Genomic DNA, 21,453 nt, shown 5'->3' with positions numbered 1-21,453 from the left:
GGGCTCGGAGATCACAGCATCCCCCGGTGTTCGGGGCCCAACACCCCTACCCGCTCAGCAAGTTACCCTCGTAAGAGTGAATTCCAGCATGTTCGGTTGACATATGTCTCCGAATTCCGGCCGACTGTGGCTACTCGCCGGGCGGCGCGTCGAACAGGGCGCTCACCGACTCGCCGTTGTGGATGCGGCGCACGGCCTCGGCGAGGGCCGGGGCGATGGACAGGATCCGCAGCTTGTCCTTGTGATCCCGGTACTCCTCGCCCTCCGCCGGCACCGGCACGGTGTTGGTGCACACGATCTCCAGGACGTCGCTCCGCTCGGTCAGCCGTTTGAGGGCGCCAGGCCGCGAACAGGCCGTGGGTGCAGGCGACGCGGATCGAGCGGGGACCCAACTCGCGCAGCCGGTTGAGCAGTTCGAGCACCGTGCTGCCCTTGGCGATCTCGTCGTCCAGCACGATGACGTCCCGGCCTGCCACGTCGCCGATGACGGAGCTGATGGTCACCCGGTCGTCGGCGTAGCGCTGCTTGGCCCCGGCGGCCACCCGGGCCCCGATCATCCGGGCGAACGCGGCCGCCTCCTTGGCGTTGCCCAGGTCCGGGGAGACCACGGTGGTGCGGGACAGGTCGTACTGCCGGAAGTGCTCGGCGAGTTCGCGCAGCGCGTGCAGGTGGTCGACGGGCACCGGGAAGAAGCCGTGCACATGCGGGGCGTGCAGCGTCATCGCCAGGACCCGGCTCGCGCCCGCCGCGACCAGCAGGTCGGCCACCAGCCGGCCGCCGGGCGAGATGCGCGGGGCGTCCTTCTTGTCGGAGCGGGCGTAGGAGTAGTGCGGCATCACGACGGTGATCCGCCCGGCGGACGCGCCGCGGGCCGCGTCGCACATCAGCAGCAGTTCGACGAGGTGCTCCTGCACCGGCTTGACCAGCGGCTGGATGAGGAAGACGTCCCGTTCACGGCAGTTCGCGCGCAGCTGCACCTCCAGGCAGTCGTTGGCGAACCCGCTGACCCGCGCCGGGCTGAGGGGCACGCCCAGGTGCGCGCAGACCTCCGCCGCCGGGTCGGGGTGGGCGCTGCCGCTGAACACCGCGATGCCTCGCACGATCCGCTCCTCGCTGATCATTTCCGGCACTCCCGGCTCATGCTACTGATCGCGCGGTGACCGGCCGCGGCACGCCCGCTGCCGGGGCAGGACGGGCACCCGCGGGCCGCGACCGCCCACCGCCCGGTCAACTCACCTGTCTGGCAATGGATTTGGCGGGCATTCTCAGGGGGGAGGAAGGAGAACCGTGGGATGACGACTGCCCCCGAGCGAGTCACCCGGCGCATGCCCGGATGGGCGAAGGCGGTGAGTGCCGTCGTGGTGGTGCCGGCGCTGCTGTTCGCCGGTGTCGCGCTGGCCGTGCTGCCCGGCATCAAGGACCTGTTCGGCACCGAGACGCACGACCGCTCGGGCCCCGCGCTGCTGAAGTCGATCCAGGACCTGAGCCGTTACGACGCCGCCTCCGGCAACTTCCAGGTCGTCGTGGACCTGGAGAAGGACAGCAAGTACCTGCCCGACGCGATCCGCGGCACCCGCACTCTGTACGTCGGGGCCGGCACCGTGGACGCCTACGTGGACCTCGGCGGGCTCGGCGACCAGGACGTGACGGTCGACGGCGACCGCACCACCGCCACCCTGCGGCTGCCGCACGCGCGGCTCGGCCGCCCGGCCCTGGACGCGGACCACTCCTACGCCGTGTCCAAGCAGCGCGGTCTGCTCGACCGCCTGGGCGACCTGTTCTCCGACAACCCGAACAGCGAACACGCCGTGCAGCGGCTCGCCGTCGAGCACATCGCCGACGCGGCCAAGGACAGCGGCCTGACGGCCCGTGCCGAGACCAACACCACCGGCATGCTCGAAGGCCTCCTCAAGTCCCTCGGCTTCAAGGAGGTCCACGTCACGTACGGCCCCTGAACGGCCCCCGGGCCGTCGGGGCCGGACGTTCCGTCACTCCCGCAGCGACTCCGCGAGACGTCGTCCGCACCAGGGACAGAAGTCGATGGTGATACTCGATGTGCCGCCATCGTGGATGATCAGCCCGTACCCCTGGGACTCGGCGCTGTAGTCGATCAGAACATCCGGGCAGTCGAAGGGGTCGTCGTGCACGCCGCAGCGCATGTTCACGTGACTGCTCATCGCCTCACAGCAGTGGTTGCCCATGGCCTCGGCTTCTCGTAGAGGGTCGGTCGTCGCCGGCATCGGCGCACACCCGATCATCCACGGCCACGGCGGCGCAAGCGAAATCCACGGGCTCCCGACCGGAGCGACTGGCAGGCAGTTCGCGGGAGCGGTTCTGCGCGAAGTCCGGTTGGACGACGTCGTCGGCCGGCCGAGACCGGTCCCGTGGCGTAGGCCCCGGGCAGGGCGGGGCATCCTCCGTTGGTTCGCGGGTAACAGGGTTTTCTCGTAGGGGAGTTGTCGTTCGGGAGGAGTGGCATGGGCCGGGTGGCGATCAGTCCGCGTTCCGTTTTTCGCTCGCGCGGGACCAGGGGCCGGGCCAAGACCGACGGGCCGCCGGGCGGCGGCGGCCCGCGGCCCGCGCCCTGGCCGCTGCGGTTGCTGGCGATGCTGTGCGCCTTCGCCTTCATGGTGGCCTTCGCGGTCGTCCTGGCGAAGCTGACGCTGGAGCCGTCGCCCGCGTCGGCGTCCATCGCGCACAGCAATCTGCGTCCGGGAAGCTCGCTCCGGGCCTATCTGGAGAGCGCGCAGACCCGGGAGGCGGTCAAGCAGCTCGGCGGGAACGTGCTGCTCGGCGTGCCGTTCGGCGTGCTCGTACCGGTCGTGGCACCGGGGGCGCGCAAAGTCCTGCCGGTGCTGCTGCTCACCGCGACGGTGATGCTGCTCGTGGAGTTCGCGCAGGGCGCGCTGATCACCGGGCGGGCCTTCGACATCGACGACGTCATCCTCAACACCTCGGGCGCACTGCTGGGTTGGTTGCTCCTGGGCCGGCGCATGGGCCGGGCCGTGCACGCGCGCAAGCCGCGTGAGTGATGGCCGGAATTGGTCCGTACCATGTATTGACGCTCCCTTATCTCACTCCTTGAATCAAGGGCGACACATTCACCCCCCACAACGGTCGGCGGCCCGGGCCCGGGCTGCCGCACGGAAGGGAGAGCCGTGGCCCGTCCACGCCTGCTCCGCAGATGTCTCTTCGCCGCCCTGTCCGCCGTCCTGGCCGGTTCCGCCGCCATCGGCCCGGCACAGGCCGACTCCCCGAAGGCCGCCACCCCCACGGCGGCCACCCCGAAGGCGGCCGCGGCCGTCACGTTCTCCGACAACTTCGACGGTCCCGCCGGCGCGGCCGTCGACTCCTCCAAGTGGCAGATCGAGACCGGCGACAACGTCAACAACCACGAGCGCCAGTACTACACGTCGGGCAACAAGAACGCGGCCCTCGACGGCCAGGGCCACCTGGTCATCACCGCGCGCCGGGAGAACCCCTCCAACTACCAGTGCTGGTACGGCACGTGCCAGTACACCTCCGCCCGGCTGAACACCTCCGGGAAGTTCTCCGCGCAGTACGGGCACGTGGAGGCCCGGATGAAGATCCCGCGGGGTCAGGGCATGTGGCCCGCGTTCTGGATGCTCGGGACGCCGGTCAACTGGCCGGACTCCGGCGAGATCGACATCATGGAGAACGTCGGTTTCGAGCCGTCCACCGTCCACGGCACGATCCACGGCCCCGGCTACTCCGGCTCCGGCGGCATCGGCGCGGGCTACACCCTGCCGAACGGACAGTCCTTCGCGGACGCCTTCCACACCTTCGCCGTCGACTGGGCGCCGGACTCGATCACCTGGTCCGTGGACGGCAACGTCTACCAGCGGCGCACGCCCGCCGACCTGGGCGGCAGGACGTGGGTGTTCAACAAGCCCTTCTTCCTGATCCTGAACCTGGCCGTGGGCGGCTACTGGCCGGGCGACCCGGACGGCTCCACCTCCTTCCCACAGCAGCTCGTGGTCGACTCGGTCTCGGTGACCACCAGTGACACGGCTGGCGGCGTCGCGATCCGGGGGCTGGCCGGCAAGTGCGTGGACGTGGCCGCGGCGAACTCCGCCAACGGCACGCCCGTACAGCTCTACGACTGCAACGGCACCCCCGCCCAGCAGTGGACGCTCGGCTCGGACGGCACCCTGCGCGCGCTCGGCAAGTGCCTGGACGTCACGGACCGCGGCACCGCGGACGGCTCCACGGTCCAGCTCTGGGACTGCGGCGGCGGCGCGAACCAGAAGTGGGTCGTCTCCTCGGCGCACGACATCGTCAACCCGCAGGCGAACAAGTGTCTGGATGTCACCGGGAACAATTCCGCCAACGGCACCCGGCTGCAGATCTGGACCTGCACGGGCGGCGCCAACCAGAAGTGGACGGTGGGCTGAGCCCCGAGGACCGGCACCGGCGGCCGACGCGCGCGTCTAGTGCACGGTCCAGGTGAACTTGTCGCCGCCGACCCAGCGGATCACGTCCGGATCGTCGAGGTCGTGGATGTTGATACCGAAGGCGGCGGCGGCAGTCAGCACGTCGATGACGGTCTTCGCCTCGCCGACCACCTCACCGTCGATCTCCACGATCCGGAAGGGCGGACTGCCCGGCTGCACGCCGAGCACGAGGATCCGCGGCCGCGATATGTAGGGCGTAGCGACTTCGGTCATGTCATCCAGCCTAGAACGCCGACCGCGGGGCGGGCTTTCCGGTGCCGTCGGGCCACCGCGTGATGCGGTCCCGGCGGCACCGGGGAACCCTGGGAGTGGGAGGTGGCGATGGACCCTGTCGAGGCACTGGACCGGATCGCCTTCCTGCTGGAGCGGTCCCTGGCGCCGACCTACCGTGTGCGCGCCTTCCGCACCGCCTCCCGGGTGCTGTCCGGGCTGCCCGGGCAGGAGGTGGCCGAGCGGGCCGCGGCCGGGACGCTCGAGTCGCTCAAGGGCGTCGGCCCGAAGACCGCCCAGGTGGTGCGGGAGGCGCTGAGCGGGCAGGTGCCCGGTTATCTGCGCACACTGGAGGACGAGGCCGGCGAACCGCTCACTCGGGGCGGCGAACGGCTGCGGGCGTTGCTGCGCGGTGACTGCCATCTGCATTCCGACTGGTCCGACGGCGGCAGCCCGATCGAGGAGATGGGCCGGACCGCCGCGCGCCTCGGGCACGAGTGGGCGGTGCTGACGGACCACTCGCCACGGCTGACGGTGGCCCGCGGGCTGTCCGCCGAGCGGCTCCGCGAGCAGCTGGACGTGGTCGCGGAGCTGAACCGGACCTGGGCGCCGTTCCGGCTGCTGACCGGCATCGAGTGCGACATCCTCGACGACGGCTCGCTCGACCAGGACCCCGGGCTGCTGGAACGGCTGGACGTCGTGGTGGTGTCGGTGCACTCCAGACTGCGGATGGATGCCCGGTCGATGACCCGCCGCATGGTGGCCGCCGTACGCGATCCGAACTCCGACGTCCTCGGCCACTGCACCGGGCGGTTGCTGACCGGGCGGGGGCGTCCGGAGTCGGAGTTCGACGCGGACGCGGTGTTCGCCGCGTGCGCCGAGACCGGCACGGCCGTGGAGATCAACTGCCGCCCGGAGCGGCTCGATCCGCCGCGGCGGCTGCTGCGCCGGGCCGTCGAGGCCGGTGTGCTGTTCTCCATCGACACCGACGCCCACGCGCCCGGCCAGCTGGACTGGCAGATCCACGGGTGCGCGCGGGCCGAGGAGTGCGGGGTGCCGCCGGAGCGCGTGGTGACCACGTGGACCGGGGAGCGGCTGCTGGACTGGGCCCGCGAGCGCCGGACACCGTGAGGCGTGCCGGGCGGTCCGGGGTCCGGACGGTCCGGGTCCTGGCGGTCCGCGTCGGCCGGGCGGGACCGGGTACCCGGTGGTCCGCAGTGTCAGCCGCCGCCGAGAGGAGCCGAAGGTGAGCAGCGCTTCGGGCAGCCGGGTCGTCGTCACGGGCGCCACCGGCAATGTCGGCACGAGTGTCGTACGCGTCCTGTCCGAGGATCCGCAGATCGGGTCCATTCGCGGACTGGCGCGCCGGATCCCGCAGTGGTCGCCGCCGAAGACGCAGTGGTCGGCGGTGGACGTGTCCTTCGAGCAGTCCGGGCTGGCCGGGGAGTTCGCGGGCGCCGACGCGGTGATCCATCTGGCCTGGGCCTTCCAGCCCACGCACGATCCGGCGGCCACCTGGCGCACCAACGTGCTGGGCAGCATGCGGGTCTTCGAGGCGGTGGCGGCCGCGCGGGTGCCGGTCCTGGTGCACGCCTCGTCGGTCGGCGCGTACTCGCCGGGGCCGAAGGACCACGCGGTGGACGAGTCGTGGCCGACCCACGGGTGGCCGGACGCCGCGTACTGTCGGGAGAAGGCGTATCTGGAACGGGCCCTGGACACCTTCGAGCGGGACCATCCGGATGTGCGGGTGGTCCGGATGCGGCCGGCCTTCCTGTTCAAGCGGGAGTCGGCGAGCGAGCAGCGGCGGATCTTCGCAGGGCGGTTCCTGCCGGGGCAGCTGGCCCGGCCCGAGCTGATGCCGTTCCTGCCGGACGTGCCGGGCCTGCGGGTGCAGGCGCTGCACACGGACGACGCCGCCCGGGCCTACCGGCTGGCGCTCACGCAAGAGGTGCGGGGAGCGTTCAATCTGGCCGCCGAGCCGCCACTGGACGCGCGGGTGCTGGGTGAGCTGCTCGGCTCCCGGCCCGTACGGCTGCCGCGTACCGCAGCCCGGTCGGCGATCGCCGCCGCGTGGGGGCTGCGGCTGCTGCCCGCCTCGCCCCAGTTGTTCGACGCAGTCCTCCACCTGCCCCTGATGGACTGCACCCGGGCGCACGTCGAGCTCGGCTGGCGGCCGGAGCGTACGGCGACCGAGGTCCTCCAGGAATTCCTCCAGGGATTGCAGCGGGGCGAGGGCGAGGACACGGAGCCGCTGCGGGGCCGCAAGGTGGGGTGAGCCGCGGGCGGGCCGGCCCCGGGGGTGTCAGCCGTGCGCCCGCAGGGCCCGCATCTGCTCCTCCAGCGGGCCGAGTCCGACGTCCCGGCGGCGCTCGTCGAGGGTCTGCGGGCGGCGCACGGGGTACGGGCGGAGGGTGGCGGGGTTGATCCGCGTGCCGTAGAACTGCGGCTCGCCCAGTTCCACGGCGCAGTCGTCGGCGATGTAGGCCAGGTGCACGGCGGGGCAGCGGCCGTCGGCGGTGGCCTGCGCGATCAGGTCCCGGCAGCGCAGCCGGAAGTCCAGGTCGGGGGCGTGCAGCAGGATCATCAGGGCGGCCGTCGAGGCGGCCGCGCCCACGGCCTCCACGGTGGGCCAGCCATGCCGCCGCACGATCACCGCGAGTGCCCCGGCGTTGTCCCGCCGGCACGCCGCCACCTTCCGCCGCCGCTCGGCGGTGGGCACGGCCCCCGCCTCCCGCGTCACCTCGCGATCGGCCTCGGCCCTGCACACAAGCTCGTCCGCGACAAGAGAGCCGACCTCCCCGCCCGCCGGCCAAGCATCTTGACCACCGCCCGGCTGCCCGTCCTGCCCACCCAACGGCACCGGGGCCTGCCTGCCCGACGGCACCGCACCCCGCCCGCCCACGGGCACTGCCGTTCGCCCGGCCGGCGGCATCGCGTCGAGCCCGACCGAGGGCCCCGCACCCGGCCCGCCCGGCGGCAGCACACCGTGCCCGTCCGACGGCACCGTGCCTCGCCCAACCAGCGGCACCGCTTCCTGGACGCTGGTCAATCCCGAGCCCGCCGCGCCTCGCCCCACTGACGGCACCGTGTCCTGCGCACCCGACGTCGGCGCACCTCGCCTGCCCGGCGGTATTGCGTCCTGCTGGAGCGGCGGCGTTACCTCAGCCCGTTCTGATGTGCGGCCGCCCGGGATCGCGGGGGCTGCCGGGGTCGCGGGGCTCCCGGTCGGTTCGCGGGGTGTCGTGGGCGTGCCCACGGAGTGGTCCGGGGTGGCCGTCATGGGGACGGGCTTCCTCGGTGGCGGAGGGTGAACCAGACTCTCTTGCCGGGGCGGCCCGGTTCGGGCGGGGACATGCCCCAGTCGTCGGCCAGGGCGGCCACGATGGCGAGTCCGCGCCCCGACTCCGCGGTCGCGTCGGCCGGTCGTGGGCGGGGCAGCACCGGCGAGGAGTCCGCCACGGTCACGCGCAGGGCGTGGGCGCTGCCCTCGACGGTCACGGTGACCGTGTCGTCCGGTTCGGTGCGCGCGTGCTTGACCGCGTTGGCGAACAGTTCGTCCGTGGCGAGCACCGCCCCGTCGCGCTGATCGGCCGTCAGCGGCAGCCGGGCGAGTTGCCCGGCGACCAGGCGCCGTACGGCCGCCGCCCAGGAGGGGTCGGCGGGCACGGTGGAGCGAATACGAAAGGAGTCGTCCGAGCCGCCCCCGGCAGGGGCGACCGGCCGGTGCACGACATCCGCCGGTGCCGGAGCGGCCGAACGGTGCGCGGCATCCGCCGACGCAGGAGCACCCGGACGGTGCCGAGGATCCGCCGACGCGGAAGCAACCAGGCGGTGCCCGACGTCTGCCGACGCAGAAGCAGCCGGACGGTGCCGAACGTCCGCTGACGCGGGAGCGACCGACCGGCGGCTGGCGTCTGCCGACGCCGGAGCGGCCAGGTGGTGCGCGGCATCCGCCGACGCGGAAGTGGCCAGGCAGTGCTGGGAGTCCGCCGACGCGGAAGCAGCCGGACGGTGCTGGGCGTCCGCCGATGCAGAAGCAGCCGACCGGTGGCCGGCATCCGCCGACGCGGAAGCGGCCAGGCGGTGTCCGGCCTCCGGCGACGCGGGGGCAGCCGGGCGGTGTGCGGTGTCCGCCGAAACCGGCGGGCGGTGTGTGGTGTTCGTTGGGGTGGGGCTGCGGGTGTCGGAGGGCGTCGTCGATGCGGAGGTGGCGTCCTGCGTGTGGACGGCCGCGTTCGTCCGGGCACCCCGGGCCGGTCCGGGGGTGTCCGGGCTCCTCGACTGTCCGTCGGTCACGGTGGCCATCCAGGTCTCGCGTCGCATGCCCGTGCGGGGCCGGGCATCCGCAGCTGTCGGAATGTCAATTCTGTTGAGAATCAGCACAGTTGGGCGCCTCGAAGGCCCGCTGCACCACAGCTCTCCCTGTCACTATGGTGTCGGACACACACGGCCCGCAACCTGCGTTCTGATAATTTCAGAACGTTCGCCAACCCCCTGTCTGCGTCGTCGACGACATGCCACACTGCACGCGACGAAGGCGGTTCGGGAGGTAGGACGTGAGGGAGAACCGCTCAGGCGGAAGCGCGCCCACCGTCCTGCGGATGGTCCTCGGCAAGCGTCTGCGGCACCTGCGGGATCAGGCCGGGGTCTCCTTCGAGGACGCGGCACGGGCCATCGAAGTCACGCCCTTGACGGTCCGCCGGATAGAGAAGGCCGAGGTCGGCCTGCGCATCCCGTACGTCAGGGAGCTGCTGCGCACCTACGGCGTCCCCGCACGGGAGATCGACGACTTCGTCACCCTGGCCCGCGAGGCCAACCGGCCCGGCTGGTGGTACAAGTACCGCGACGTGCTGCCGGAGTGGTTCAAGGCGTACGTGAGCCTGGAGAGCGAGGCCAGCGTCATCCGCCTCTACGAACCCCATTACGTGCCGGGCCTGTTGCAGACCCGCGAGTACGCCACCGCGCTTATGCGGGTCGGCTTCCCCAACGAGTCGAAGGAGGAGATCGCCCGCCGTGTCGACCTGCGCCTGAGACGTCAGGACCTGCTCGCCAAGCCGGACGGCCCGGCCGTGTGGGCCATCCTCGACGAGACCGTGCTGCGCCGGCCCGTCGGCGGTTCCGAGGTGATGCGGGCCCAGCTCGACCGCATGGTCGAGGTGCTCCGGATGCCGAAGGTCAGCGTCCAGGTCATGCCCTACTCGGTGGGGGCCCACCCGGGCGCCTTCGGCCCCTTCCACCACTTCCGCTTCGGCTTCTCCGAACTGCCCGACGTCGTCTACACCGAGAACCTCGCGGGCTCGGTCTACTACGACCGGCCGGAGGACGTCGTGACCTATCTCGAAGTCCTGGACCGGATGTCCGTGCACGCGGAACCGGTCACACGCACCAGGGACATCCTGGGCGAACTGCTTGAGGAGTTGTGACACATGGCATCCGACACTCCCCTCCACAGCGGCATGCCGGCCGGCGACCTGGGCGCCGCGGGCTGGCACAAGCCCTGGAGCGGCACCAACGGCGGCTCCTGCGTCGAGGCCAAGCGCCTGCCCGACGGCACGGTGGCCCTGCGCCAGTCCACCGACCCCGAGGGGCCCGCGCTGCTCTACAGCCGGGACGAGATGATCGCGTTCCTCCGGGGGGTCAAGGCGGGCCAGGCGGACTTCCTGGTGGACTGAGCCGGGACCCGAACCGGAACCGGACCCGACGAGCGGACCCGAACCGGAACCGGACCCGATGAGCGAACCCGGGCCGGGACCGAAAGGTCCCGGTCCGGAGCGGTGGCGGCCCCCACGCCCGCCCCCTTTCCACCCTCGCCAGCCTGCTGAACTCGGGCCACGCACACGGACGTTGACGCTAAGTTGAAGTCGGACACCGATCGCGGCACGCACGGCAGGAGACCCCCCATGGCAGACGGCGAGCTCACCCCGGACCAGGACGCGCTGTCCAAGATCGACACCACGGTGCCGCACTCGGCCCGCATCTGGAACTACTGGATGGGCGGCAAGGACAACTACGAGGTCGACCGGATCGCGGGCGACGCCTACCGCGAGCACGCGCCGACCATCGAGACCATGGCCCGCGCCTCCCGCCAGTACCTGATCCGCGCCGTGACCTACGTGGCCGGCGACCTCGGCATCCGCCAGTTCCTCGACATCGGCACCGGGCTGCCGACCTACGACAACACCCACCAGGTCGCCCAGCGCATCGCCCCCGAGTCGCGCATCGTCTACGTCGACAACGACCCGCTGGTGCTGCGCCACGCCCAGGCCCTGCTCACCAGCACCCCCGAGGGCCTGACCGAGTACATCGACGCGGACCTGCACGACCCCGAGACGATCATCGAGCGGGCGGGCAAGATCCTCGACCTCGACCAGCCGGTCGCCCTCATGCTGATGGGCATCCTCGGCCACGTCCAGGACTACGAGGAGGCCAAGTCGATCGTCCGCCGCCTCCAGGCCGCCCTGCCCTCCGGCAGCTGCTTCGTGCACTACGACAGCACCGACACCGACCAGGCGCTCAAGGAGGCCCAGCAGGGCTACGACGACACCGGCGCCGTCCCGTACGTGCTGCGCAGCCCGGAGCAACTGGTCGCCTACTACGAGGGACTCGAGCTGGTCGAGCCCGGCATCGTCTCCTGCCCGCTGTGGCGGCCCGAGCCCGGCACCCGGCCCGAGCCCACGGACATCCACGGCGGCGTGGCCCGCAAGCCCTGACCCCGGGGAGGCCGAACTCGCGGGCCGCGCCCTGGCCTACGGCGCCGTGCGCAGGAAGTCGGCGAGCTCCTCCAGGAGCCGGTCCACGTCCTCCTCGTCGTTGTACGGGGCCAGTCCGATCCGCAGCCCGCCGGTGTCGCCCAGGCCGAGGCGGCGGGAGGCCTCCAGGGCGTAGAACGCGCCCGACGGCGCCGCGACGGAGCGTGCCGCCAGGTGGCGGTAGGCGTCGACGGTGCCGCGGCCCTCGATCGTCAGCAGCAGGGTCGGGGTGCGCTCGGCCGCGCGCGAGTGCACGCTGATCCCAGGGAGGCGGGACAGCTCCTCCTCGATCCGGCGGCGCAGGACGTCCTCGTGCCTTTCGAGCGAGGCGAAGGAGGCGAGGAGCCGCTCCCGCCGGGTGCCGCGCGCCGACGGATCCATCCCGGCGAGGAAGTCCACGGCGGCCCGGGTGCCGGCCAGCAGTTCGTAGGGCAGGGTGCCGAGTTCGAAGCGCTCGGGCACCGCGTCGGACGAGGGCAGCAGCTTGTCCGGGCGCAAGGTCTCCAGCAGGTCGGGGCGGCTCGCCACGACGCCGAGGTGCGGGCCGAGGAACTTGTACGGCGAGCAGGCGAAGAAGTCCGCGCCCAGGGCCGCGAGGTCGACCGGGACATGGGCGGTGAAGTGCACGCCGTCGACATAGAGCAGGGCGCCGCGCTCGTGGACCAGGGAGGCGATCGCGGGCAGGTCCGGGCGGGTGCCGATCAGGTTGGAGGCGGCGGTGACCGCGACCAGCCGGGTACGGTCGGAGAGCTGGTCGGCGATGTGGCGGGCAGTCAGTTCGCCGGTCGCCGGATCGAAGTCGGCCCAGCGCACGACGGCTCCCACGGCCTCGGCGGCCTGGACCCAGGGGCGGATGTTGGCGTCGTGGTCGAGCCGGGTGACGACGACCTCGTCGCCCGGCGCCCACGTCCTGGCCAGGGCGCGCGAGAAGTCGTACGTCAGCTGGGTGGCGCTGCGCCCGAAGACGACCCCGGACGGCTCGGCGCCCAGGAGGTCCGCCATGGCCTGCCGGGCGGTGGCGACGCAGTCCTCGGCGTTGCGCTCGCCCGCCGTCGTCAGCCCCCGGTTGGACAGCGGACCGGCCAGCGCCTCGGCGACGGCGTCGATGACCGGCTGCGGTGTCTGACTGCCGCCCGGCCCGTCGAAATGAGCCCACCCGGCCTTCAGGGCGGGAAACTGCGCGCGGACACCGGCGATGTCATGCGTCACGGACGACTCCTTCGAACACTCCTGGTGCGGGATGCGCCCCCATGATCCATCGCACCGCGCCCCAGGGACAGCCCCCTACGTCCTGCGTTCCTCCAGGGCGGTCTGCCAGGCCGGGACCGGGTCCTTGGGGGCCGGTTCGGCGCGGCGGCCACCGCGGGTGAAGAAGTCGGCGAGGGGCAGGATCGCGGCGCCGACGGTGACCGCGTCCGGGCCCAGTCTGCCCAGGTCGACGGTGACCCGCTCGGCGGGGTGGCGCAGGGCGTAGGCGGTCGCGTGGCGGCGTACGGCGGGCAGGAAGCGGGGGCCGAGCTGGAGGCCGGCCCAGCCACCGATGAGGATGCGCTCGGGCTGGAACAGATTGATCAGGTCGGACAAGCCGGCGCCCAGGTATTCGGCGGTCTCCTCCAGCACGGCGAGCGCCACGGGGTCGGCCGCGGTGCCCTCGGGCGGGTAGGCGGCGGCCAGCAGGGCGGTGAGCGCGGTCTCCTCGTCGGTGCCGCGCGGCGGCCGCCCGCCCTCCTCGCGCCAGCGGGCGAGCAGGGACTCCGCGCCGGCGTAGGCCTCCAGGCAGCCCAGGGCGCCGCAGCGGCAGCGGCGTCCTCGCACCCGTACCGTCAGATGTCCCCACTCCACGGCCCGGCCGCGTTCCACCTCGGGCGTGACCAGGCAGGCGCCGACGCCGGAGCCGAAGAGCACCACGACCGCGTTGCGGGCGCCACGACCGGCGCCGAACCACATCTCGGCCTGGCCCAGCGTCTTGGCGCCGTTGTCGATGAAGTACGGCACGCCGTCCGGGAGCCGGGACCCGGCGCGCAGCAGGGACTCCAGGGGCACCGCGTCCCAGCCGATGGTCTGCCCGTGCACGACGGCACCGCGGTCGGCGGTCGGTTCGACGATGCCCGGGACGCCGATCCCGACCCCGAGCAGGCGCTCCGGGGGCAGTCCGGCCGTAGCCAGGACCTCGGCGATCCCGTCCCGGATGTGCCCGGTGATCACCTCGACGTCGTAGCCCTGGGACTCCAGGGGCCGTTCGGTGCGCGCCAGTTCGGTGAGGGTGAGGTCGAACAGCTCGACGCGGACCCGGGTCTCGCCGACGTCCACGCCGATCATGTGGCCGCTGCCCGGCGCGACGCGCAGCAGGGTGCGGGGGCGGCCGCCGTCGGAGTCGACGCTGCCGGCCTCCTCGACGAGGCCGTCGGCGACCAGGTCGGCGACGACGTTGCTGACCGAGCCGGAGCTGAGGCCGGTCGCGGGGCCGAGCTCGAAGCGGCTGAGCGGGCCGTCGAAGTAGAGCCGTTGCAGTACGGCCGAACGGTTGCCCCTTCTGAGATCGCGCACCGTGCGCCCGTTCCGCCCCGCCATGTGGCTCCCTCCCGAACCGTGCCCGAGCTGCAACATACCGCCGCGGACCGTCCGGGCGCGACTTCTGGCGGTCCTTAGTCCACGCAATAAATTAAGAGTTGACGGTAAGCCGGCCGATCTCGTCGACGGCGGCGGACAGTTCGGGGGCGACCTGGTCACGCACCCAGCGTTCGTGATCCGGCCCCAGGGCGCGCGGAATCGTCTCCGTGAGCATGATCAGGTAGAGGTAGCTGCGGTACAGGGCGAGCCGCAGGCGGGCGGTCCGGCCGAACCCGGCCCGGCCGGCGGCCGCGCGGTACCCGGCGAGGAACGCCTCGTCCTCGCGGATGTCCCCGAGCAGGGCGAGCGAGACGAAGTCGGCCGCCGGATCGCCCCAGAACATGCGCTCGCCGTCGATCAGGCCGCCGATGCGGACGCCTGCGTCCGAGCGGTCGAGCAGGATGTTGCCCGGCCACAGGTCGAAGTGGACCAGGCAGGGCACGGCGACCTCGTCCAGGGCGTCGTACGCGGCCTCGGCCGTGCGGGCGATCTCGTCGGCGGGCCGGGGCAGCGGGGCGCGGTGCCGGCGGGCGTCGTCGAGGACGGCGGCGTACATGGCGGTGAAGGCCGTGCGCCAGTCGGGGGCGAGCGGGCCGAGCGCGCCGGAGGGGTAGCCGAAGCCGGGGCCGGTGACTTGGTGGAGCCGGGCCACGTGGCCGCCGAGGTCGGCGCGCAGGCCGGCCGCTTCGTCGTCCGTCACCGACGCGTCCCAGGGCTCGCCCGGGCAAGCGGTCATCAGCAGGTGGCGCCGGCCCGCGTCCTCGCCCTCCGCGACCACGCGCGGCGCGGGCACGTGGGCCCGTGCCGCCGCGTTGCAGAACTCGGCCTCGCCGACGAGGAGGTCCCTCTCGTAGCGCAGGCCGGGCGCGGTCGGGGCGGGCGGGATCTTCAGCACGTACCGGGTGCCGTCGGCCAGGCACAGTTCCTCGACGCTGTTGTACGTGCCGCCGCCGAGCGTGCGAAGCCGGGCGAGTCGGTCCGGCGGGACGCCCGCGGCCCGCAGCGCGCGCCGGGCCCGCTCCCAGGACCGCGCCGGCAGCGCGTCCGGGTCACCGAAATCCATTGGACCCCCCTTTCGGTTCCTGCTTACCCTAGCCGCAAAACTAATCCCCTTAGGCAACGTGTGCCGTCACCCCCGGAGGCCCCCCATGAGATCACTGACCGAGCAGGATGTGCGCGACTCGTTCGTGAACTGCTCCAAGGGCGAGGCCAAGCGCCTGTCCGTCCCCCGTGACCTCGGTGACCGCCCCTGGGACGACCTGGACTTCCTGGGCTGGCGCGATCCGGGAGCGCCCGACCGCAGCTATCTGGTCACCGAGCGGGAGGGCCGGCTCACGGGCGTCACCCTGCGCTTCCCCTCCTCACAGCGCGGGTTTCTGCACCGCAGCATGTGTTCGCTGTGCCTGACCACGCACCGCGGGGGCGGGGTCTCGTTGATGACCGCCCGCAAGGCCGGGGCGGCGGGGCGCGAGGGCAACTCGGTCGGTCTGTACATGTGCACCGACCTCGCCTGCTCGCTGTATGTGCGCGGAAAGAAGGTCCCGGACTCCGGCGCGCGCTTCGAGGAGAGCCTCACGCTGGAGCAGCAGATCGCTCGCACCACGGCCAACCTGGCGGCCTTCCTCGACCAGCTGTAAGCCTGACCGCACCGCCCGGTCACGTTCGACCCCCGCGCGATCGGGGAACTGCGCAAGGGATGCGCAAGGTACGTGACTGGAAGTCGTCCCTGGGTCGGCTGATGAAGCGGCACCGGGACCCCGTGGTCGTGCAGGCGCTGCGTTCCACGACCGCGGCGACGATCGCGTATGTGATCGCGTTGCGGCTGAGTCCGGAGCCCGCGCCGCTGACCGCGCCGCTGACGGCTCTGCTCGTCGTCCAGGTGACCCTCTACTCCACGCTGACCACCGGAATCCGCCGGGTGAACTCGGTGGTGGCCGGAGTGCTCGTGGCCATCGCCTTCTCCCTGCTGGTGGGGCTGACCTGGTGGAGCCTCGCCCTGGTGATCCTGGCGGCGCTGGCGGTCGGGCACCTGGTGCGGGTGGACGAGTTCGTGCCCGAGGTGGCGATCAGCGCGATGCTGGTCCTCGGCGTCACCGCCGTGGGCAGTACCGCCTCGGCGCGGGTCGAGGAGACGCTGATCGGGGCGGTAGTCGGACTCGGCTGCAATCTGCTGCTCGCTCCCCCGCTGTGGACCGAACAGGCCGGAGAGTCGATCGAGGGCCTGGCCCGGCGCGTACGGCAGCTGATGCTGAGGATGGGCGAGGAGGCGGCCGGGCATCCGCCCGTGGAGCGTGCCGCGGAGCAGCTGCACGAGGCCCGCCGTCTGGACCACGACATCTCCGAGGTGGACGCCGCCCTCAGGCAGGCCGAGGACAGCCTGCGGCTCAATCCGCGGGTGCGCGAGGGCCTGCTGCACCGGGTGGTGCTGCGCACCGGTCTTGACACCCTGGAGATCTGCACGGTCGTGCTGCGCGTGCTGGCGCGCTCCTTCACCGACCTGGCCAAGCAGCGGGCCCCCGAGCCGATGTTCTCGCCGCAGACCGGCGCCCTGGTGCAGGAGCTGCTGTGCGAGATCGCCGACGCGGTGGTCAGCTTCGCGGTGCTGGTCACCACGGACGTCAGTGTGAGCGCGGAGGAGGCCGAGTCCCGGCTGGCCGCGCAGCTTCGGCAGACCTCCGCCGCGCGCGACAAGGTGGCGCGGCTGCTGCTGGAGGAGGTGCAGCGGGACGCGAGCCAGTGGCAGCTGTACGGCGCGGTGATCACCGAGGTCGACAGGATCATCGACGAGATGGACACCGAGCACCGTTCACGGCGGCTCCTGGAGGAGCTGGACCGTTACACCCGCGCCCAGCGCGAGCGCGCCCCGCGGCTGACCCGGCTCGGGGACCGGCTGGGCGCGCCGGTCCGGCAGCGGCGGAACCGCGCGGGCGCCGCGGGACGTTCTCTGCGTCAGGGGCGCGGTCGTACGACTGCGCGGTCCTGTGAGGGAGGGGAGCAGGCATGACCGGATCGACGGTGCGGATCGACGGGAACACGCTGCGGCTGCCGGGCGGAGTGGCGGTGCGGTTCATACGGACCCTGCGGCTGCCGGAGAAGGGTACGCATCCGCTGCCGCCGGGTCTGGGTGAGTTCCCGGTCCGGCGGGTGGCCGACTACGCGGACTCGGTGCCGGAGCAGTGGCGGGCGCGCGGCGGCGTGATGCTGCCGGTGTACCTGCGCGAGGCGATGTGGCTGAGCTTCGCGGGCACGACGGAGCCGGCCGCTCTTCAGGTCGGCGTGGGCAAGGTGTGCGCGGTGTCGGGGCGGCCGTGGAGCGACCGGCTGTCCCGCGATCCGCAGAACTACGTGGTGCTGCCCCGCCAGCCCTGGCTGGACGGCATCAACTCCGGCAAGGGCACCGTGCGCCAGTTCGTCGCCGTGCCGCTGGGTCTGGGGGCGAGCGTCGAGGGCCAGGTCACGGGCGAGGAGGTGTGGGGCGGCGTGCAGTTGCAGTCGTTCCCGCTGAACGACGCCGAGCTGGCCCGGTGGCGGGAGGAGGAGCGGGAGCGGCTGCGGCGGGAGGCCGAGCTGTCGACCCTGATCTGCGGTGCCGCTCCCATGGCGGCAGCGGCGGCGCCCGCGCCCGGCGCCGCGCCGGCCGCCCCGCGCCGGGCCGCGCCCGCCTTGGGGCTCGGTGTCGGCGGCTCCATGCGCCAGGAGGTGTACCGGGACGACCGGCCGCCGGGCGCCTGGTCCGGACGGCCCGCGGGGCGGGTGTTCGTGCACCTGGTGACGCCTCCGCAGTGGCGCCGTATCACCGGCGAGGCTCCCCCGCCGTCGCCCGTGGACCGCGCCGCGTACACGGGCGCCGGCCTGCCCTGGTTCGACTACTACGACCAGGACGCCGAGGACCTCTCCCCCACCGACACGCTGTCGTCGATACGCCCGTCCGGCGACTGGCTCGGCGACGACCACGACCCTTGGCAGGAGCCATCCCCGAACCAGGTACACCCCCTCAAGGACGCACAGGGCAGGCCGGTGGAGGACGGCGACTGGTAAGCACACAGGACTGCCGCGCAGCCGTGCCGCCACGACCCCGGACCGGGGCCCCGGCAGCCCCGGCGCGCCCGACGGTCGTCGGGCGGGCCAGGCCCACCCCGCGCGGCGGCAGCCGCGAAGAGCCACCGCCGCGCAGCCGTGCCGCCACCACCCTGGGCCGGGGCCCCGGCGGTCTCCGGACGCGCCCGGCCCACCCGACGCACCGCTGCCGCCAGGCCCCGTTCTCCGGTCCGGCCGGGTCGCCCTTGTGTGCCGCCGTCGTGGCGACGGTGGCGTTGCCGTCGGGTCTGCGAGCGGCGGTGGGTGTTCGGGGGGCGGGGTCCGTTTGCGTGGGAGTGGTGGTGGGGGTCAAGGTGGCAGTTCACGACCGGACAAGCCGACGACCTCGAGGTGCGGGCATGGACAGTGGTGCAAGCGGGGCTTCCCCGCTCGGGCGGCGCCGGAGGGCCGGGAAGGGCTGGAGCAGGCGGCAGTTCGTCGGGGCGCTGACGGGAGCCGCCGCCGTGCTGACGGTCCCGGCGCCCGCGACACCCCGGTCCGGGACCACGCCCGTGAGCGCGCCGGAGCCCGCCGCGAGCGATCGGCAGCCGGCGGCGAGGCCGCCCGCGCGCCGCCCCCTGTACCTGGGCACCTACACCTCCGCTCCGGGCGGCGGCAAGGGCATCGGCCTGGCCGTGTACGACCCGGTGTCGGGCGCCGTCGCCGGCCGGGGCACCCTCGCCGGGGTCGCCGACCCGTCGTACCTCGCCGTGCATCCCGACGGCCGCACGCTGTACGCGGTCGACGAGCGGCAGGACGGCGGAGTGACCGCGGTGCGGCTCGCCGACCGGCGGGTCCTCGGCACCCGGAGCACCGGCGGTTCGGGGCCCTGCCATCTGTCCGTGCACCCGAGCGGGCGCTGGCTGCTCAGCGCCAACTACGGCTCCGGCAGCGTGGCCGTGCACCCGATAGCCGCCTCGGGCGCGCTCGGCGAGCGCGCCGACCTGGTCACCCACACGAGCCCCAGGCCCGGCCCCGGACAGCAGGGCCCGCACGCCCACCAGGTCATCACCAGCCCCGACGGCGGCCATGTCCTCGCCGTGGACCTCGGCACCGACACCGTCTACACGTACCGTCTGAACACCGGCACGGGCCGCCTCACCGAGGTCTCCCAGGCGCACACCCGGCCGGGCGCCGGACCGCGTCAGCTGACCTTTCACCCGAACGGCCGGTACGCCTATCTCGCCAACGAGGTCGACGACACCCTCGCCATATGCGCGTACGACCGGCCCACGGGCCGGCTGACCATCGGCCCGGCGCAGTCCACGGGCGGGGGCGCGGGCAAGAACTACCCCTCGCAGGTCCTGGTCACGGCCGACGGCCGGTTCGCCTACCTGGCCAACCGGGGCCACAACACCTTGGCGCGCTACGCCGTGGCGGCGGGCGGGGCCCTGCTCAAGCTGCTGGGCACGACGCCGGTCGCGGGCGACTTCCCGCGTCAGATCGCGTTCTCTCCGAACGGCGCGCTGCTGTTCGCCGCGAACCAGAAGTCGAACACGGTCAGCGTCTTCCACGTCGACCGCGCGAACGGCGCGCTGCGCCTGGCGGGTACGCCGTTCCCCTCACCGGTCGCCGTCTGCGCGCTGCCGCTGTAGGGCGCGCGGGCAGGAGGCGGCGCCCGCCTGGAGCAGCAGGACGTGCATGCGTTCGGTGAGCGCGGTGAGGTCGTCTGCGGGCGCGTGGAACGGCAGGCGAACATCGCCGTGGGTGCGGGCGCGCTCGATGCGCAGGGTCAGTCCGTGCCGGTCGACGGCGAGCGGCCGGACGCGCACCGCGCCGTGCAGGCTGTCGGGTTCGACCAGCCTGGTCAGCCGCTCCACCGTCTCGGGGTGGGCGTCGGCGAGGTGGGTGAGCAGGCCGGCCTCCGCCAGGGCGAGCGGGTCGGGCGCGGCGGCGGTGAACTCCTCGGCGCCGACGACGACCGCTCCGGACGGCTGCCGCAGCACGACACGCGTGGGGTGGAACACCAGGTGCTCCGGCTCGGGGACGAGCCGGCCGGCGAGCCGGAGCCGGGCGCGGATGCGGTTGCGCACGGGGACGGGGGCGACGTCGGCGAACTCCAGGACGGCGGACGGCTCGCCGCGCGGCGCGAGGAGGGCGGCGGCGTGCAGGGTGCTGTCCTCCGGCACGTGCAGCAGGACGCGGCCGTCCTCGCCCACGGTGTGAACGCCGACGTACTCCTCCCGTCCGCCCTCCGCGGTCACCGCGCAGGACCAGGCGGCGGCGAGCACGGACCGCGCCCGTTGTGCCGCTCCGGGCTCCGCCGTCCAGGTCTGGCTTTCGTCCATCCCTCAACCTCCTCATTAGGTAAGGCTTGCCTAACCTATCGAAGATCCGGGAGTGTGCCAACCAGGCAGTGTGGTGTCGAAGGTGCGGGCCGCCACCGGGCGGCGGCGCCGAGTCAGCTCTCCGCCGTCCAGTGCGCGGGGCGTGAGAGAGATCCGGGCAGCCGGGTGGCGGCGCTGCCCCGGGCCGCTTCGAGCTGCGGCTGGGTCAGGAAGAACGCGCCGGTCAGATCGGCGTCCGTCAGATTCGCGTTCCGCAGGTCGGCGCCTATGAGATCCGCGTCCCGCAGATCGGCTCCGGTGAGGTCGGCGGCGATCAGGCAGGCACCGCGCAGACTGGCGCCGCGCAGGTCCGCGCCCTTCAGCCGGGCCCCGATCAGGTCGGCTCCCCGCCGGTCCTTCGGCTTCCCCTTCCCGCGCCGCGCCTCGGCGCGCACCAGCTCACTGGTGCGCAGCAGCAGGACGTTGACCTCCTGGCGGTGCGCGCCGACGTCCAGCGCGACGAGCTCGCCGGGCGGCAGAAGGGTGAGTTGTTCGGTCCGCTCCAGCGCCCGGCGCAGCTCGCCGTGCACCGGACTCGCGGCGCCCAGGGTGAGCGCCTCGGTCACGTACCACAGCAGCTCGTGCAGTTGCCGCATCACCGGGAAGACCTCGAACATCAGCCGGGCGTCCTCGTCGGGCCCCGTGCGCCAGTCCCGTCCGCCGAAGGCGACCTGTGAGACCTTCTGGCCCGCGCCGAAGCAGTCGTAGACCGTGCACCCGGTGAAGCCCCGCTGCCGGAGCCGGGTGTGGATGCCGCACCGGTGGTCGTCCCGGAGGTTCGGGCACGGCCGTCCCGCGGGCTTGTCCAGGGCGAAGTCCGCGGAGGCGGCGAAGGGCAGGGCGACACAGCAGAGCCCGAAGCAGCGTGCGCAGTCGCCGCGCAGTCCGCCGCGGTCGTACCGGGTGTCTTTCCGATCGTGCATGATGTTCAGCCTGTCGCCCCGCGGCGCGGGGCCCCTTTCAGCGCGGGAGGGCGGCGGTGGCCGCCACGAACCGGGCGGAGCC

21 protein-coding genes and 1 pseudogene are annotated in these 21,453 nt (G+C 73.0%); 12 read left to right on the top strand and 10 right to left on the bottom strand.

What is annotated here, in order from left to right; genetic code table 11:
• Positions 1-130: 130 nt before the first annotated feature.
• A pseudogene (locus ACIP4X_RS17185) lies at positions 131-1,100 on the bottom strand (ribose-phosphate diphosphokinase).
• 192 nt (positions 1,101-1,292) lie between these two features.
• Between ACIP4X_RS17185 and ACIP4X_RS17180 the strand changes: the two are divergent.
• Positions 1,293-1,955, top strand: a complete 663-nt coding sequence (locus ACIP4X_RS17180; protein ID WP_391454560.1) for a DUF4230 domain-containing protein — start codon at positions 1,293-1,295, stop codon at positions 1,953-1,955.
• Positions 1,956-1,988: 33 nt separating this feature from the next.
• On the opposite strand, the gene ACIP4X_RS17175 is transcribed toward ACIP4X_RS17180, so the two are convergent.
• On the bottom strand, positions 1,989-2,240 hold the full coding sequence (locus tag ACIP4X_RS17175; protein ID WP_358729771.1) for a DUF6980 family protein: 252 nt from the start codon (positions 2,238-2,240) through the stop codon (positions 1,989-1,991).
• A gap of 237 nt (positions 2,241-2,477) precedes the next feature.
• Here ACIP4X_RS17175 and ACIP4X_RS17170 point away from each other — a divergent pair, with 237 nt between their 5' ends.
• Positions 2,478-3,032: a VanZ family protein gene (locus ACIP4X_RS17170; protein ID WP_391454561.1), complete on the top strand. Its 555-nt coding sequence runs from the start codon at positions 2,478-2,480 to the stop codon at positions 3,030-3,032.
• A 126-nt stretch (positions 3,033-3,158) separates the two neighbouring features.
• A complete protein-coding gene (locus ACIP4X_RS17165; protein WP_358729772.1) occupies positions 3,159-4,415 on the top strand; it encodes an RICIN domain-containing protein in 1,257 nt (418 codons plus the stop codon).
• A gap of 36 nt (positions 4,416-4,451) precedes the next feature.
• On the opposite strand, the gene ACIP4X_RS17160 is transcribed toward ACIP4X_RS17165, so the two are convergent.
• Positions 4,452-4,688 (bottom strand): hypothetical protein, encoded by a 237-nt coding sequence (locus ACIP4X_RS17160; RefSeq protein WP_358729773.1) that lies wholly within the window; start codon positions 4,686-4,688, stop codon positions 4,452-4,454.
• A gap of 108 nt (positions 4,689-4,796) precedes the next feature.
• Here ACIP4X_RS17160 and ACIP4X_RS17155 point away from each other — a divergent pair, with 108 nt between their 5' ends.
• Together ACIP4X_RS17155 and ACIP4X_RS17150 are read left to right on the top strand one after the other, a co-directional pair.
• Positions 4,797-5,816, top strand: coding sequence for a PHP domain-containing protein (locus ACIP4X_RS17155; RefSeq protein ID WP_391454562.1), 1,020 nt, complete (start codon positions 4,797-4,799; stop codon positions 5,814-5,816).
• 115 nt (positions 5,817-5,931) lie between these two features.
• Positions 5,932-6,960 carry an SDR family oxidoreductase gene (locus ACIP4X_RS17150; RefSeq protein WP_358729775.1) on the top strand — a complete coding sequence of 343 codons (1,029 nt, stop codon included), beginning with the start codon at positions 5,932-5,934 and terminating at the stop codon, positions 6,958-6,960.
• 27 nt (positions 6,961-6,987) lie between these two features.
• Here ACIP4X_RS17150 and ACIP4X_RS17145 read toward each other — a convergent pair whose 3' ends face one another.
• Positions 6,988-7,452, bottom strand: a complete 465-nt coding sequence (locus tag ACIP4X_RS17145) for a DUF6624 domain-containing protein (protein ID WP_358729776.1) — start codon at positions 7,450-7,452, stop codon at positions 6,988-6,990.
• A gap of 509 nt (positions 7,453-7,961) precedes the next feature.
• Entirely contained in the window at positions 7,962-8,351 is a 390-nt protein-coding gene (locus ACIP4X_RS17140; RefSeq protein ID WP_358729777.1) for an ATP-binding protein, read from the bottom strand.
• A gap of 935 nt (positions 8,352-9,286) precedes the next feature.
• Here ACIP4X_RS17140 and ACIP4X_RS17135 point away from each other — a divergent pair.
• From ACIP4X_RS17135 to ACIP4X_RS17125, 3 genes are all read left to right on the top strand, one after another.
• Positions 9,287-10,108, top strand: coding sequence for a Scr1 family TA system antitoxin-like transcriptional regulator (locus ACIP4X_RS17135; RefSeq protein ID WP_391454733.1), 822 nt, complete (start codon positions 9,287-9,289; stop codon positions 10,106-10,108).
• Positions 10,109-10,111: 3 nt separating this feature from the next.
• The gene (locus ACIP4X_RS17130; protein WP_358729778.1) at positions 10,112-10,357 is read left to right on the top strand and encodes a DUF397 domain-containing protein; all 246 of its coding nucleotides are present in this window, start codon (positions 10,112-10,114) and stop codon (positions 10,355-10,357) included.
• A gap of 228 nt (positions 10,358-10,585) precedes the next feature.
• Positions 10,586-11,395, top strand: a complete 810-nt coding sequence (locus ACIP4X_RS17125; protein WP_358729779.1) for an SAM-dependent methyltransferase — start codon at positions 10,586-10,588, stop codon at positions 11,393-11,395.
• Between the two features lie 36 nt (positions 11,396-11,431).
• Here the strand turns inward: ACIP4X_RS17125 and ACIP4X_RS17120 are convergent, their stop codons facing one another.
• From ACIP4X_RS17120 to ACIP4X_RS17110, 3 genes are all read right to left on the bottom strand, one after another.
• A complete protein-coding gene (locus ACIP4X_RS17120) occupies positions 11,432-12,643 on the bottom strand; it encodes a cysteine desulfurase-like protein (RefSeq protein ID WP_391454564.1) in 1,212 nt (403 codons plus the stop codon).
• Positions 12,644-12,718: 75 nt separating this feature from the next.
• A complete protein-coding gene (locus ACIP4X_RS17115) occupies positions 12,719-14,005 on the bottom strand; it encodes an ROK family transcriptional regulator (protein ID WP_358729781.1) in 1,287 nt (428 codons plus the stop codon).
• 91 nt (positions 14,006-14,096) lie between these two features.
• Positions 14,097-15,107 carry an aminoglycoside phosphotransferase family protein gene (locus ACIP4X_RS17110; protein ID WP_358729782.1) on the bottom strand — a complete coding sequence of 337 codons (1,011 nt, stop codon included), beginning with the start codon at positions 15,105-15,107 and terminating at the stop codon, positions 14,097-14,099.
• An 85-nt stretch (positions 15,108-15,192) separates the two neighbouring features.
• On the opposite strand from ACIP4X_RS17110, the gene ACIP4X_RS17105 reads away from it, so the two are divergent.
• The 4 genes from ACIP4X_RS17105 to ACIP4X_RS17090 all read left to right on the top strand — a co-directional run bounded on the left by ACIP4X_RS17105 (position 15,193) and on the right by ACIP4X_RS17090 (position 19,716).
• Entirely contained in the window at positions 15,193-15,681 is a 489-nt protein-coding gene (locus tag ACIP4X_RS17105; RefSeq protein ID WP_358729783.1) for an FBP domain-containing protein, read from the top strand.
• Positions 15,682-15,740: 59 nt separating this feature from the next.
• On the top strand, positions 15,741-17,048 hold the full coding sequence (locus tag ACIP4X_RS17100; protein ID WP_358729784.1) for an FUSC family protein: 1,308 nt from the start codon (positions 15,741-15,743) through the stop codon (positions 17,046-17,048).
• A complete protein-coding gene (locus ACIP4X_RS17095; RefSeq protein WP_358729785.1) occupies positions 17,045-18,082 on the top strand; it encodes a hypothetical protein in 1,038 nt (345 codons plus the stop codon). Before ACIP4X_RS17100 ends, ACIP4X_RS17095 begins: the two co-directional genes overlap by 4 nt.
• Positions 18,083-18,480: 398 nt before the next feature.
• Positions 18,481-19,716, top strand: coding sequence for a lactonase family protein (locus tag ACIP4X_RS17090; RefSeq protein WP_358729786.1), 1,236 nt, complete (start codon positions 18,481-18,483; stop codon positions 19,714-19,716).
• On the opposite strand, the gene ACIP4X_RS17085 is transcribed toward ACIP4X_RS17090, so the two are convergent.
• Entirely contained in the window at positions 19,684-20,409 is a 726-nt protein-coding gene (locus ACIP4X_RS17085) for a DUF2470 domain-containing protein (RefSeq protein WP_391454565.1), read from the bottom strand. The genes ACIP4X_RS17090 and ACIP4X_RS17085 overlap by 33 nt on opposite strands.
• Before the next feature lie 113 nt (positions 20,410-20,522).
• The gene (locus ACIP4X_RS17080; protein ID WP_391454566.1) at positions 20,523-21,371 is read right to left on the bottom strand and encodes a pentapeptide repeat-containing protein; all 849 of its coding nucleotides are present in this window, start codon (positions 21,369-21,371) and stop codon (positions 20,523-20,525) included.
• Between the last annotated feature and the right edge of the window lie 82 nt (positions 21,372-21,453).

This window comes from Streptomyces sp. NPDC088817, from assembly GCF_044750345.1.
Lineage (GTDB): Bacteria > Actinomycetota > Actinomycetes > Streptomycetales > Streptomycetaceae > Streptomyces.
Note: the sequence above shows the minus strand (reverse complement) of the source record. Positions and strands in the feature narration are given on the sequence as shown.